This is a genomic window from Nostoc sp. 'Peltigera membranacea cyanobiont' 213 (assembly GCF_002245975.1).
Lineage (GTDB): Bacteria > Cyanobacteriota > Cyanobacteriia > Cyanobacteriales > Nostocaceae > Nostoc.
Map to the genome: position 1 here is coordinate 1 of NZ_NOLI01000094.1, position 14,741 is coordinate 14,741.

General features: G+C 40.3%; 12 protein-coding genes. 4 read left to right on the forward strand and 8 right to left on the reverse strand.

Annotated features, from left to right (window positions below):
* Window positions 1-113 precede the first annotated feature (113 nt).
* A complete protein-coding gene (locus tag CDG77_RS22610; protein ID WP_094331616.1) occupies window positions 114-1,559 on the forward strand; it encodes a deoxyribodipyrimidine photo-lyase, 8-HDF type in 1,446 nt (481 codons plus the stop codon).
* Window positions 1,560-1,746: 187 nt separating this feature from the next.
* On the forward strand, window positions 1,747-3,291 hold the full coding sequence (locus tag CDG77_RS22615; RefSeq protein ID WP_094331617.1) for a hypothetical protein: 1,545 nt from the start codon (window positions 1,747-1,749) through the stop codon (window positions 3,289-3,291).
* A gap of 93 nt (window positions 3,292-3,384) precedes the next feature.
* On the opposite strand, the gene CDG77_RS22620 is transcribed toward CDG77_RS22615, so the two are convergent.
* The 5 genes from CDG77_RS22620 to CDG77_RS38625 all read right to left on the reverse strand — a co-directional run bounded on the left by CDG77_RS22620 (window position 3,385) and on the right by CDG77_RS38625 (window position 11,081).
* Entirely contained in the window at window positions 3,385-4,362 is a 978-nt protein-coding gene (locus CDG77_RS22620; protein ID WP_094331618.1) for a hypothetical protein, read from the reverse strand.
* A gap of 155 nt (window positions 4,363-4,517) precedes the next feature.
* Window positions 4,518-5,738, reverse strand: a complete 1,221-nt coding sequence (locus CDG77_RS22625) for an MFS transporter (protein ID WP_094331619.1) — start codon at window positions 5,736-5,738, stop codon at window positions 4,518-4,520.
* Between the two features lie 724 nt (window positions 5,739-6,462).
* On the reverse strand, window positions 6,463-7,263 hold the full coding sequence (locus tag CDG77_RS22630; protein WP_094331638.1) for a hypothetical protein: 801 nt from the start codon (window positions 7,261-7,263) through the stop codon (window positions 6,463-6,465).
* A gap of 352 nt (window positions 7,264-7,615) precedes the next feature.
* On the reverse strand, window positions 7,616-10,288 hold the full coding sequence (locus tag CDG77_RS22635; RefSeq protein ID WP_094331620.1) for a beta strand repeat-containing protein: 2,673 nt from the start codon (window positions 10,286-10,288) through the stop codon (window positions 7,616-7,618).
* 658 nt (window positions 10,289-10,946) lie between these two features.
* On the reverse strand, window positions 10,947-11,081 hold the full coding sequence (locus tag CDG77_RS38625) for a hypothetical protein (protein WP_258169666.1): 135 nt from the start codon (window positions 11,079-11,081) through the stop codon (window positions 10,947-10,949).
* A 116-nt stretch (window positions 11,082-11,197) separates the two neighbouring features.
* On the opposite strand from CDG77_RS38625, the gene CDG77_RS22640 reads away from it, so the two are divergent.
* Both CDG77_RS22640 and CDG77_RS22645 read left to right on the forward strand, forming a co-directional pair.
* A complete protein-coding gene (locus CDG77_RS22640) occupies window positions 11,198-11,443 on the forward strand; it encodes a hypothetical protein (RefSeq protein ID WP_094331621.1) in 246 nt (81 codons plus the stop codon).
* On the forward strand, window positions 11,424-11,705 hold the full coding sequence (locus tag CDG77_RS22645) for a hypothetical protein (protein WP_094331622.1): 282 nt from the start codon (window positions 11,424-11,426) through the stop codon (window positions 11,703-11,705). Before CDG77_RS22640 ends, CDG77_RS22645 begins: the two co-directional genes overlap by 20 nt.
* 126 nt (window positions 11,706-11,831) lie before the next feature.
* Here the strand turns inward: CDG77_RS22645 and CDG77_RS22650 are convergent, their stop codons facing one another.
* The 3 genes from CDG77_RS22650 to CDG77_RS22660 form a co-directional block, all read right to left on the reverse strand.
* Entirely contained in the window at window positions 11,832-13,058 is a 1,227-nt protein-coding gene (locus tag CDG77_RS22650) for a glycosyltransferase family 4 protein (RefSeq protein ID WP_094331623.1), read from the reverse strand.
* Window positions 13,059-13,218: 160 nt separating this feature from the next.
* Window positions 13,219-13,851, reverse strand: a complete 633-nt coding sequence (locus tag CDG77_RS22655) for a response regulator transcription factor (RefSeq protein ID WP_094331624.1) — start codon at window positions 13,849-13,851, stop codon at window positions 13,219-13,221.
* Window positions 13,848-14,684 (reverse strand): S1C family serine protease, encoded by an 837-nt coding sequence (locus CDG77_RS22660; protein ID WP_094331625.1) that lies wholly within the window; start codon window positions 14,682-14,684, stop codon window positions 13,848-13,850. The genes CDG77_RS22655 and CDG77_RS22660 overlap by 4 nt, the downstream gene beginning before the upstream one ends.
* Between the last annotated feature and the right edge of the window lie 57 nt (window positions 14,685-14,741).

Genomic DNA, 14,741 nt, shown 5'->3' on the forward strand with positions numbered 1-14,741 from the left:
GTTTTCTGTTCAGCTTCCGTTAACCCATCAACAAAAGAAATTTATCGCCAGAATGATGTTCATTGGTACCACTAGCATCTAAGCTAGTACGGGTGAACTATATGCAGCATAGAATGTCTGACTTAATTCTGTTTTGGCATCGGCGCGATTTACGCATTTCTGACAATACGGGACTGGCTGCGGCAAAACAGCAGAGTCCGAAGGTGGTGGGCGTGTTTTGCCTCGATCCGCACATTCTGGAACGGGATGATGTTGCTCCGGTGAGAGTAACTTATATGATTGGCTGTTTGCAGAAACTCCAAGAGCGATATGCTGAAGTTGGTAGCCAGTTATTAATACTCCACGCTAATCCCGTACAAGCAATACCAGCTTTAGCAGAGGCATTAAATGCCAAAGCTGTTTTTTGGAATTGGGATGTAGAACCTTATTCTCAAGAACGCGATCGCAATATTATAAATTCCCTCAAAGAAAAAGGCATTGAGTTCCTTAAGCAAAACTGGGATCAAATCCTCAACTCTCCAGATGAGATCCGCACCGGTGGTAATAGTCCTTACACTGTTTACACACCCTTCTGGAAAAATTGGATTACCAAACCGAAAGCGAACCCAGTTGAAACACTACAAAATGTTGAGGGGTTAACGGAAGCTGAACAGAAAACTGCAAAACTTGCAGGAGCGATCGCATTACCTTCAGCAAAAGATTTAGGGTTTATTTGGGATGAACCATTAATTATTGCACCGGGAGAAGCAGCGGCGCAAGAACGATTAGAAGTATTTACTTATAAAGCTATTGTTGAATACCAAGAACAACGAAATTTCCCCGCAGTTGACGGCACATCGCAACTGAGTGCAGCTTTAAAATTTGGCGTAATTGGCATTCGCACCGTTTGGCAAGCCACTATAGAAGCGCTAGGAAATAGTCGTAGTGAAGAAACAGCAGTTAATATTCGCACGTGGCAACAAGAATTAGCTTGGCGGGAATTTTATCAACACGCAATGTATAACTTCCCGGAATTAGCTGATGGTGCTTTTCGCGACACCTTTAAGAACTTTCCTTGGGAAACTAATGAAGAACATTTCCAAGCTTGGTGTGAAGGAAGAACTGGCTACCCCATTGTAGATGCAGCAATGCGCCAGTTAAACGAAAGCGGCTGGATGCACAACCGTTGTCGAATGATTGTTGCTAGTTTTCTCACCAAAGACTTACTAATTAATCCCCAATTGGGAGAAAAATACTTTATGCAGAAGTTGATTGACGGGGATTTATCTGCTAATAATGGCGGTTGGCAATGGAGTGCTTCTAGCGGCATGGACCCTAAACCTGTGCGGATTTTCAATCCAGCTAGTCAAACACAAAAATTCGATCCAGAGGGAGAATATATTCGGCAATGGGTGTCAGAATTGCGGTCTGTAGATACAGAATATTTAGTTACTGGGAAAATTCCACCTTTAGAACGTCATGCTGTTGGTTATCCCGACCCAATCGTGGATCATAAAGTACAGCAACAGCAGTTTAAACAGCGTTATCAACAGCAAAAAAACATTAGTAGTGGTGAGTAAAATTGTTAGTTTTTTAATAGATATTACCGAAAATGAAGTAAGCACAATTCATGAATTGTGCTTAACAAGAATTTTAGGCAACGCATAATTAATTTATGGAAATGTCTAATGTTTAGTTAAGGCTGATATGGTATCATAATATTAATCTTGCTACGTCCAATCTTAGCTTGCTGCTCTTTCACTACAAATGGATTTCAAAAGTTTTTCTGAGCTACGTGAGTTTATTCGCCGCTACAACTCAACATCCATTCTAGAGATTGGAGCTAAGAAATGCTGGCAAAAGTGGGAACCGAAAAAATACTCAGATCCTTTAGATTGGTTGCATAGTAATACTGAACGCAATTATGCTGTCCGACTCATGTTACTAGCTAGTGCAGGTAATCCTCATCGGCATGGGGATATTAGTGTTGAGACGTTTGACAGCTTAATTAATGCTTACCATAGTTGGGAACATCATACCATTTCAGACAAACGTATTCTTGATAAAGAAGCAGAAGCCCTATTAAGTTCTATCCAAAAATGGGAAATTGATCATGAGAAAATAGCACGTAATTGGTCGTTAAAATTGAGTAATATTTTTGATTTAGAAGTAATTCGCACTCATGTAGCTGGTTTATTCTTACAAAGGCTAGTAGCTTTTCAGAATGCAGGTTTAGGATACCCAGTTGCTCGCATACATCGAACGATAAAATTTATTGAGCTACTGGATAAACATTCCGATAAAAAATTCTTAGATGATTTTTTAGAACGCACAAAACTAAGTCCAATAAATTACTTTAAACAAATTATAGGTTGCTTAATAGTGTTTGGCAATTTTTATAATGGAAAAGGATTTTGGGATTTTTCTCAATTTCTCGATATAGATGATGAAGTTCAAAAACAAGGTATTAACCCAGAAAATATAAAAATATTTGTTAAGCAAAATAGTGAGCTTTTCTCCTCGGAAGCTGATAATTCATTTCGTAATAGAATCAATAAAACACTTAATAGTGTTCCTGATTATTATCAACCTCTATTTTACAATTATTTTCTAGAAGTTCCTTTTATTAAATTGAATAGTGAAAGATTCTGTTTGCCAGATCCTTTCTCTTTTTCTGAATCTTGTTGGAATCAGATTAGAGGTCTTGTTTTCGAGGATAGTACTAGGAAAAGGTTAGAAGGATTATTAAGTCGCTCATTCGAGGATTATCTTGAAAATACACTTCTTCCTTTTATTATTCCTAATTCTTTTCAGAGAATTACCGAAGTCAAAAATTCTACCTCTAGCAAAGATAAGCGTGCTGATTTTCTCATTGAAACTTTAAATTCATATATCGTATTAGAATGCAAAAGTAGTATTATGTCTGCCGATACAAGCGCCTATTTTCATGCTGATAAACTTGCTGATGTTTGGTGCCGAATTCATTCTGCATTTGAGCAAATTGGCAACACAGTAAAAGTTTTAAATCTTCACGATAAGCCAGTGATCCCTCTTATTTTGACTTTTTATGACAGTATTGCTGCATCTACAGTATTTGAAGAGATGGCAAAGCAAACTGACTATTGCTCTCGTATGGGATTGAATATACCGCCCATTGTGTATTCTCTACATGAATTTGAATATTGGATTTCCGATAGAAGTCTTAATAATTGGGCAGAATCAATTCTTTCAAAGCATAATGCTTCTTCTCCTATACAACGTGATAATAAAGGACATAATTATGGTCACTTGAATAATATTTCAATTCTTTAAAATTTATCTAAAACAACCCAGATGAGTTAATATTTTACCTCATTTCACAATTCAGCTTGCTGGAGTTCAACGAGTTACAACGCTAACATAATATTACGTTTTGACAGGTAAACGAGAAATTGTCCATAAGATGAGCAGAAAGATTAAGTAAATTGCGCCAACCAGTCCAAACTCAATCAAAGGAATATAGGTTACTTCATAAATTCTGCCCAAGCCGCGTTCAGTCAGTCCATAAACGGCGAGTACACTCATTAAAAAGGCTCCGTAGATAGTACGTTTAGTCCAGATACCCACAGGTAAACCGTGGAGTTGAGTCAGCACGAGAATGCCAAGAAAACCAAAGAGAAATGTTGGCCACTTGCTTTGTCCCAGCATCAACGACACAATCACACTATGTAAAACCACCGTAATTTCCAAAGAGAACGTCCACCAACGGTTTGTATGAGCGCGGTTAAAGATCAACGACGATTGCAGCAGAAGCAAGAACATATAGAGAAAACCAATTAAGTGCCCCACAGTCGCTTCCATTGGATGATACCAGAAGGTGTAGATGGCGGCGAAGGAGAAAAAGTAGCCGTGGTACAGCTTGATAATTTGCAAAAACTGTTGATGGAATGGCACAGAATTGCCAAAAAACAAACCGCGTCGAGGCGTTTCTAAAATCAGTACGAACACCAGTAGGAGGACAACTGCACCTTGAGATGCCCAAATTGAAGTATCTTGAGCTAAAGCATCGTACCAAATATAGGTCTGGAGAAAGTGTAAAGCGATGAATGCACCGTTAATGGCAAGCATGAGGTAATTAATCGGGTGCAATGCTGATTTGTATTTCAACTGCGATCGCTGCGCCCACAAGATACACGCCCAGATGCTAAACTGATGTCCAAGGTACATACCCCAAGCCGTCGCTCGACTCCAAAAAGTCGGTTGGGGAAGCTTCCAATAGTACCAGTTTAATCCTTGGTCAGGAAGTTTGATGATACTTGCAGGAATGCTCCCACCAATCCAAATTGCATAGGTGAGGAGGATGCTTATAAAAATGCCTAAAAATAATACTCGGCGACCTGTCATATTAATTCGTAATTCGTAATTCGTAATTCGTAATTCTTAATTCTTAATTAAGACCTTGTACGTCACGGCGGAAATAAGCCACCCATTTAAAATCGCTAGACATCCTACAAAATCAGCGTTCTTTCTTTTTACTTTTGCCTTGTTGTACTAGATTGTCAGGCGATACGCTCTGTCTTGACTTCATATACATTTTTAGTCACTCGAAAACTAAGAGTCAAAGCGACTAGCATTACTAAAGCTCCACTTAAAAAAGGAGCATAAATCCCAAATTTCATAAAACTAACTCCTGCCCATGTTGGCCCACAGATGCGTGCTAAGGCAGAGCAAGAACTGGCAATTCCTAATATTTGCCCTTGCTCTTCTGGGGCTGTCATCTGGGAAATTAGACTATTCAATATTGGTTGGCTAATACTAATTCCTAATGCCACAAGTGTAGTAGCGACCAACAACAAAATTAAGCTTTGTGAAAATCCAATTAGTAGTAATCCTAAACCTAACCCTAATATTCCCAAGATAAGTAACTTGATTTCGCCAAAATGTTTCTTGAGGAATCCGATTAGTCCTCCTTGAATTATTGTGCTGACAATCCCCATGAAAGCAAAAAGATAACTAGTTTGTTGAGGGCCCCAGTTTAATTGCTGCTTAGACCATAAAGCCAATGTAGAGTCCATAGCTGCAACCGCAAAGGTTACTAAAAAGTAAATGCCTACAAGCACACAAAACTGTGGACGCTGTGACAGTTGTAGTAAGTTCAGCCGTCGCTGACGGTGGCGATGAACTTGGATTTTGGCTTTAGTTTCAGAATTTAGAGATTCTGGAAGTAATATCAAAGCACAAAGCAACGCTAATAAAGAAAATCCACCTGCGAACAAGGATGGTAGATGAAAGTTAGCGTTGTTTGGATCTGACCCAATCAGCAGACCTCCAATCGCTGGGCCGAGAATGAAGCCAAGACCAAAAGCTGCTCCGATTATGCCCATACCACGCGCCCGATTAACTGGTGTGGTAATATCTGCAATGTACGCCTGAGCGGTACTAATATTTCCTGCCATCATCCCCGCAAGACTACGAGCCAGAAACAACATCCATAATGAATTGGCAAAGCTTAAGCCTGCGTATGCAATTACAGAACCAAATAGAGTCAGTAATAAAATTGGACGACGACCGTAGCGATCGCTAAATCTGCCCCATAATGGTGCAAATAAGAACTGCATTAAAGAATAAATCGCTACAAGCAGAGTGGCTTCATTCGGGTTTGCGCCGAATTGTTCAGCATACAAAGGCAGTATCGGTAGAATAATTCCGAAGCCCAGCAAGTCTATAAATACAGTCAAAAATAAGACAAATATGGGTCTGCTATGATTTTTGCTCTCCATAGTGCAATTCCCTTTTATAAAAAATATGTGTAACTTGGATTGGTTATATGCACAGCATGGAATGCTCGATCGTAAAGATTCATTGAGTGCGATCGGCAATCAGTTCAAGCAAAATGCGTGAATTTGAGCGTGGTTGAGCGAAATAGCGTGAAACAAACCCATTATAAAAATTAAGCCAGTAATACTACTAATAAAAGCAACTACAATCTCGTGCTTCCGTATAGCTTTTTGTATCTTAGCTTCTATGATGTGTTCTAGTTCTTTGTATGACATTGACTTTAATTAGATTAAAGATAAAAATTGTGTGGAACATACTTCTGACAGAAGTCGGAGTATGTCTGAAACTTCAAACTTCTTCAATCATGAGTTATTTCGACACCGTGGTAGTGTCAAAATAATTCCTAATTGATAATGATGTTAGCGAATCTTGCAAACGTCATTATCAATTACAATCAGTGTTAGGTGATTTCCGGAAAATAAATTACCCGATAAAGCAATTGAGTAGCTCTGATTCCCTACTGGGAAAAGGACTCTTATAACTGACCCGGTAATTTATTATTCAGAAATATCCTTGGTTCTGGACTCATCACCGATAGCGATGCAAGAAACCAAGTCCGCAACCCCTCCCTACGCGCATTGTCTTATATAGAGTGTTTTGCAGACCACCCAATCAGAGACTTTGGTGCGGGCTGCTGTACCCTCTTCAATTACTAATTTAGTAATTTTAGTAATTATTTGGCCAAGTGCGTTGACGTAGTTTCAAAACAGCACCTGAAACACCAAAAGCTAATATCGCCAAGGTGTAAGTCGATTCGGGAACTGCAAGAATGCTTACCTGATTGATGGCCAAGCCGAATTGGGGAGCAGAACTGCTAAAAACCAGCCGTGAGATGTTTGGAGTGTCGCTACGAATCCCCAAGAACACTGCCGAATTATCTAATGCTAAGGACGAAATATTTGGAACTGAAAAACTACCCAAAAGGTTATTGTTGCTATCAAAAGCGTTGAGAAAAGTTTCAACTTTTAATTTACTAGTGTCTATAGCTATTTGAGTCCCAGCGCCAAGAACAGGCTGGGCAAAACTAATGGTCAAAGGCTCACCGTTTCCCTGAGTACCAGGATCGGGAGTACCAGGAGGAAGAGGAATAAAACCTGTTGGATCTATACCTCCAAAGAGAATAAAATCGCCTGGAGCAAAGTTACTGCGAATTCCAGGGGAAGGTAAAGTTTGAAAGACAAACGGTGGAGTAACACGAGGATTATTCGTTGGAGCTATATTTATATCCAACCCTAAACCACCTTGGGATGTTACTGAAAAAGAGTTAGGTAAAAAGACAGAAAAATCAGGAGCAGAGGGATTGAATACTTTACCTAAACTTCCCCAATTAACTAGATCGGTTCCTCCTAAAACAGCGCGTTCAGTTACTAAGAATGTAGCTGCTTTAACTGGTAATGGAAGAATCGTTATTATAGCTGTAATTGCTGGTAAGTATTTAACAGAGAATTTAAATAGTTTATTTATCATAGAATACCACAAGGCTTGCTCTTGAATTGCTAAAAAAATAATATCATTAAAATGGAATAATTCAACACCCAGGATGAGGCAATATATTGCTCTCATTGAGAGAGCTAAACTAACTACTGTGTTTAATGGTTATGTTGCAAAAACTTTTTGATTGCTGGCTATTAAAAGTTGATACAATTAATATTTTTACCAATCTAACATCATTTTTGCCACACAACTTTAGCATGGGTACAGACACAATTACTTGTGTCTATACCATGCTGAATCTGTTGTTGATTGACTACTAGATAGTAATTCCACAACAAACTTGAAAAAGCTTTAACTTGTTATGGAGTTGTAACTCGCAGTAACTTTAGACCAACTGAATAGTTAGATCGGATGATAAATTTTGAATGGAAGCGAATTGATTTCCTAAGAAAGACAAGTCACCGTTCAATGAGTTGTAGGAGAAGTTACTAAGATTGTTAGTACCAAAGCCTGCTTTAGAAACTTGGATTACGTCGCTTTGACCAAAGTTGTAATCTGTAATGGTGTCAATACCATCATTAAAACTGTTGAAAACAAACTTATCTGCACCAGAGCCACCAGTGAGAATGTCAGCGCCTTGTCCACCTATGATGGTGTCATTACCGAAGCCACCGGAGATAGTGTCATTACCGAAGCCACCTTCTAATCGGTTATTTTGGCTATCACCAGTAATGCTGTCACCTGCATTTGTACCGATGAGATTATCAAAGTTGAGTACATTAAATGTTATTGTCCCCAAACTAGGAACGTTAAGGGCAGAGATAGTTTGTTCCTGTAAGTTAGCGCTGATAGATACACCAGCAACAGATTGTGAGGAATCTATGGTGTTATTGGCAACGCTAGCATCAGCAATAACTGTTTCTACTTTAAAAACTGTGTCTGTTCCGAAGCCACCAGCTTTAGTGATTTGTCCTACACCTGATAGGGTGATGGCTTTACCTAGCTTGCTGTAGTCTGCGGTATCTGTACCAACTCCACCATCAATGCTGTCGTTACCTTTACTGCCCTTGAAGGTATCATCGCCTGCACCACCTATCAAGGTGTCATTACCCAGTCCACCATCAATCAGGTCATTACCATCTCTACCATCAATCAGGTCATCACCAGCCAGACCAGTTAATTGGTTATTTTGTCCGTCACCCTTTATGCTGTCATTGTTAACAGTACCGATGACATTGGCAAAGTTGACTACATTAAATGTTAATGTTCCCAAACCAGGAACATTAAGAGCAGAGATAGTTTGGGCTTGTAGGTCAGCAATGGCAGGTACCCCAGACAAGGATTGAGACGCATCTATAGTGTTGTTAGCAACACTGGCATCAGCAATTACCTTATCTACTTTAAAGACTGTATCTGTTCCGAAACCGCCAGCTTTAATAATTGTCCCTACACCTGAGAGGGTAATTTTTTTGCCTAAGCTGCTGTAGTCTACGGTATCAAAGCCATCTCCACCATCAATGCTGTCGTTACCGCGACTGCCCCTAAATGTGTCATTGCCACCATTGCCTGTTAATTTATTATTTTGGCTATCGCCAGTAATGCTGTCACCTGCATTTGTGCCGATGACATCATCAAAGTTAACTACAGTAAATGGCAATGTCCCCAAACCAGGAACATTATTGGCTGTCAAAGTTTGGCTTTGTAGATTAACTGTGATAGATACACCGGCTAAAGATGCGGAAGCATCTATAGTGTTGTTGAGAACACTAGCATCGGCAATAATCTTTTCTACATTCAAGAGTTGGTCTTGTCCCAATCCACCAGCTTTGGTAACTGTCCCTACTCCTGAGAGGGTAATAGTTTGACCCAGTTTGCCGTAGTCTGCGGTATCTGTACCAACTCCACCATCAATGCTGTCATAACCCTGACCACCCTTAAAGGTGTCATCACCATAACCACCTAACAACGTGTCATTGCCATCTCCACCATCAATTAGGTCGTTGCCACCCCTACCATCAATCAGGTCATTACCAGCAAGACCAGTTAATTGATTCTTTTGACCGTCACCCTTTATGCTGTCATCGTTAATTGTGCCGATAACGTTGTCAAAGTTGACTACATTAAATGTCAATGTTCCTAAACCAGGAACGTTCAGAGCAGAGATGGTTTGGGCTTCTAGGTCGGCAACAGCAGCTACTCCAGACAAAGATCCGGAAGCATCTATAGTGTTGTTGGCAACTTTAGCATCAGCAACAACTTTGTCTACTTTCAAGAGTTGGTCTTGCCCCAATCCACCAGCTTTAGTAACTGTCCCTACTCCTGAGAGGGTAATGGTTTGACCTAGTTTGCTATAGTCTGCGGTATCAAAGCCATCCCCACCGTCAATGCTGTCGTAACCCTGACCACCCTTAAATGTGTCATCACCAGTACCACCGAATAACGTGTCATTGCCATCTCCACCATCAATTAGGTCGTTACCACCTCTACCATCAATTACGTCATTACCAGCCAGACCAGTTAATTGGTTATTTTGGCCGTCGCCCTTAATGCTGTCATTGTTAACAGTACCGATAACGTTGTCAAAGTTAACTACATTAAATGTCAATGTCCCCAAACCAGGAACATTAAGAGCAGAGATGGTTTGGGCTTCTAGGTCGGCAACAGCAGCTACCCCAGGCAAAGATCCGGAAGCATCTATAGTGTTGTTGGCAACAGTAACATCAGCAACTACCCTTTCTACTTTCAAGAGTTGGTCTTTGCCAAATCCGCCAGCTTTTGTGATTGTTCCGACACCTGACAGGGTGACGCTTTTGCCTAAGTTGCTGTAGTCTGCGGTATCAAAGCCATCTCCGCCATCAATGCTATCGTTACCTCGGCCGCCCTTGAATGTATCATTGCCGCCATTACCTGCCAACGTATCGTCGCCATCTCCACCATCAATGACATCATCTCCAAGACCTGCGGAGATATTATCATTGCCTCCACGACCAGAAATCTGATCGTCACCACTAGTTCCCAACAAAAAGTCATTGTTAGGAGTACCCGTAATAATGGACATAATATATAACCTTGATAGTTCTGGATAGTTTGGCAGATCAAATTTATTTGATCGTTGTAATATTCGCATATTACAATGAGATGAATTATAAATTTATGATGAAATCACCATAAACATACTTAACCCTGTTTTATATCTCTGGCAAAAGAAAAATACATAACAATTCAGGGTTTAAAAAATGCATTATTGTGCCATACAAATCGAGAACCAATAAAATTAAGATTTAGGCATTGTATAGAACACTAGTCTCGTAAATCAACGTCTATAGGTAGTTTCAGCCTTTTGTTGCTTCAGAAGCATAGGCAATCCAAGTATCAACAAAAGGTAATCAAAAAATCTAATTGGAAGCATGGAAACCCCTAGCTGGCTATATTGGTTTCTATGTCAATGTATAAGTTATAAAAGTTTACTTTTTCAATAAATGAAGAGATAATGCACACTACAGATAATATTATTTAATGAATAAAATATGTGTTTAATGTGAAGACAAAAACTGATAAATTGCTTTAACATCTTAGTCGGTGAGGGGATCGGTAAAAATATAGTAAACAGATTTAGAGATTACACGTAACATAAGTAAGCAAGTTGTGAAGGCACAAAATAGGGGATGTATTGACATTTATTTTGTACGAATTGTAAGATCGTAAGTATTTATACTTTATTTGGGTAGAGCGATCGCTTGTCTTTGACACTTCCTTCCCCAAAAGGGTACGCCAACGTTTTGTAGTACAGCGATCGCACCCAGATAGATATTGCTAAACTTTGAGCCTTGTTTGCATAATTTCGGATACATTACCGCAAATGCGCTGATATTTTATTTTCTCCTCTTCATAAATTCCGCAAAAACACCGTTACGCTATTCGTATTTGCGATCAAAACTTAGAGCATCCAGTTTATTAGGGCGTGTTTATGACCAACCCTGTAACGACGTTTATCCAAGTCAATCTGGAGATGGCTCTAGAGGTAGCTCAAGAATTGGAGCAAGCTCCATATACTCAACTCAGTGCCTATTGTTTGGAGATTTTACGGGAAATAGGATGTCCTGGTACTGAACTCCCGGTTAACTTACAAACTCGCGATCAGCAGCTAAACTTTATCACAGGCTTTGCATCTTATGCATTTGGGGAGGTACAAAGTGTACAGAGCATTAATTGAAGATATCTTCTTTGAGCCAGAAGAGACAGAAGAAACTACTTTTCCCGCTACAGATAAAGATTTGTTGATTTTAACAGAAAAATTTTTAGCGTTTGAAATTCCTTCCAAGGTTTTCTTACAGGCTATAGCTATTGCTGATTATGATGGTGCAGCTGCTTTTCGCTACGTTGATAATTATTTGACTACTCTCAAAAATAAGAATAAACGTAAGCAGAAGAAACTACTTGTGTTAGGTGCTTCAACTAAGTTTGACAATAATTGATGTGTTTCTTTACAAGCTAATTAACAACCAACCTGATTTAGATAAGATAATTTGCACTACCGATATAGAGACGTTGCATTACAACGTCTCTGCACACATTTGTCCCAGATGGTAATTAGAATTTATCTAGACGCATAGGGTTCTCCCAAGACAAACTTGTTCATAGCTTTTACCAGCTATATTCCAAGTGAATTCTGTTTCTACTAATTGTCTGCCGTTGTGAGACAATTCTGAACGCAGATTTGGACGATCGAATAGTTGACTAATAGCGGTGATGTACTCTGCTGGTTTATTCGCTCGTAATGCGCGTAATGGTTGACTAGCAACATCTACAGCTAATCCTTCTAAGCCGCGATCGCTAGCCACTATCGGTACACCAGCAGCCATTGCTTCTAAAGTTTTATTTTTGATCCCAAACCCAGTCCGCATAGGTACAACACAGATGGTAGATTTATGTAAGTATTCAACCATCGAAGGCACACGCCCAATCACATTAACTCCTGGTTTGTTATCAAGTGCTAAAACTTCTGGTACTGGATGAGAACCAACAATATCAAAAGTTGTATTAGGATAAAGTTTTTGGATTTCTGGCAATACTTCATTACTGAAAAAGCAGACAGCATCAATATTTGCCAAATTATCCATTGCACCAATGAAAATTAAGCGATTTCCACCCGGATCGGCGATCCGGTTGGGGAAAGGAACTAAATCTACGCCATTAGGAATAACAGTAATTTCACTATTGGGGTTAAACTCTTGTAGTTGAATTTTATCTTCTTCTGTTGTCGCGACAATTGCCGAAAACTTAGCACAGTAGTTTTGCTCATAAAGTCGCAAAAGTGGGAGATTAATTTTGTCTCTAAGGGAGTTTTCTGAAATGCTGGTTGCTAGTTGGTTACGACAGGTAGCATAAACAGAACTGTGAACATTAACTATGGTTTTTAGCTGTTTCTGAAAATGTGGCTGCACATAAATTTCATTGACGCTATGTTCGCAGGTAATTACATCACATTTCCCCGCTTCCACCCAGTTATCAATCCATGTTTGCATCTCTACTGAGTAGCGATTAAGTACGCTTGGCGGTGTGCCCTGTTGCAAAAATCTCCCAAAGCGCTGTATTTTCTTCAATATTCCGGTGGTTCCCGAATCTGGCGGGCGTTCAAAAATGGCTAGACGATCGACACAATCGCGTAATCCTGCTACTTCTGCGTCTGTAACATCGCCCTCGCGTTGAGTCACTAGGGTAATAGTATGGCGTTGACTCAGATACTTAAGTAAATTAAATGTCCTGACTTGGGTTCCCCCGCGCGTTGGTGGGTAGGGAAAGGTGGAAGAGAGCATTAAAATGTTCATATAGGTGATAAATCAAATGTGATACATACACCATGACCTCATTGAAGGCTGTATGTCATCATTTGATTAGACAAAGAATGTAGAGACGTAACACTGCTACATCTCTATAAGGGTTCTGGATAATGCATATTTTATTCCATCAGATTCTAGTGACGAAAGATCACAGCAGAATCAAACCCAGTCTGACACCCACAGCAACAGCCTCGGTGCGGCTGGAGACACTGAGCTTTTGAAAAATCGATGAGAGATGAAATTTGACGGTATGCTCAGAAATATGTAAGCGTTTAGCGATCGCTTTATTCCCCAATCCAGAACCAAGCATTCCTAAAACCTCTATCTCCCGTGGTGTCAAGCTTTGTACGGGATTCGTTACCACTTTTTCCCGGATAGACAGTAATTCTACAGCATCCGGGTGCAGCACTACTAAACCAAAAGCGATCGCCTCCACAGCCGCGACAATTTCTAACTCAGTGCTAGTACTGGGCAATATCCCTCGGATACCAGAACGTAATGCCGTCTCTAAATCGATGCTGTCGAGTTCTTCAACAATGACGATCGTTCCTAATGGGTATTGCTTTTCTTGAATCAGCAGCAACTTCTCCCACACCGATTGTTGAAGATTGCTACTCAAATCTACCAGCACTACATCTGGTGATAATTGCTCAATTTCCCTTACCAATACATCCAAATCAGATGCACTCCCCACAACCGTCAGCCGAGGATTGGTAGTCACCACAGCTGATAACCCTGCCCGCACTACAGGGGAAGTGGCAACTACCATCACTCGGATCATGTTGCCTCCACAGCAGTTTTTCCAGAATGCACCTCAAGGTAAATCACAAATTGCTGCTTACCGCGTAAGAGTTGTAGCGGCACAGATCCTTTACTGTCATGGAGATATTTACTTAAATCATTCACACTAGTGAATAATCGCCCCGCAACTCCAATTAAAATATCGCCAACTTGCACGCCAGCAGTTTCCGCCGCACTGCCAGGTAAAATTGACAATACTAGTAAACCCAAGCTACGCCTACTTAAAAGCACGGGTTGTAGTGTAACTCCTAGTTGCGGACGATTATTTTTCTGTAAAAAACGCTCAACAGTCTTGCTGGGAACCGCTACAGCTAAACCATTAACAATCATAGTGTTAATTCCCACGACTCGACCGAGACAGTCGGCAAGCGGCCCCCCAGAATTTCCAGGATACAATTGCAAATCAGCCATTACAGCCTGTGAATTATTTCCATAGATAATTCCAGTTGTCACAGCACCAGTTTCAGCAAAGGGATTACCCACCGCCAAAACTAATTCACCAACTCGCAGCGCTTCCGAATTGCCAATGGTTGCAGCAGTTAAATCAGTGGCGACAATTTTCAGGGCTGCTAAATCCTGCTGTGGATCGAATTGTGTTCGCACCGCATCAAATACCCTTCCGTCTGCCAATTCCACAGTTGCACGGTTGCTAGTTGCGACATGGGCATTAGTAATAATTAGTCCGTCAGATTGCCAAATTACACCAGAACCAACTCCCAGAGAGCCGCTTTTCACTTTCACAGTGTGTAGGCGTAGTTTATCAGCTACCTCTGTCAATTCAGCAGTGATGTTAGTTAATGTTGTGTTTGCCATTTTATACAATTTTCCCGCATGTCAAAGTAGAATTAGTGGGCTGACAATAGTTTTTAG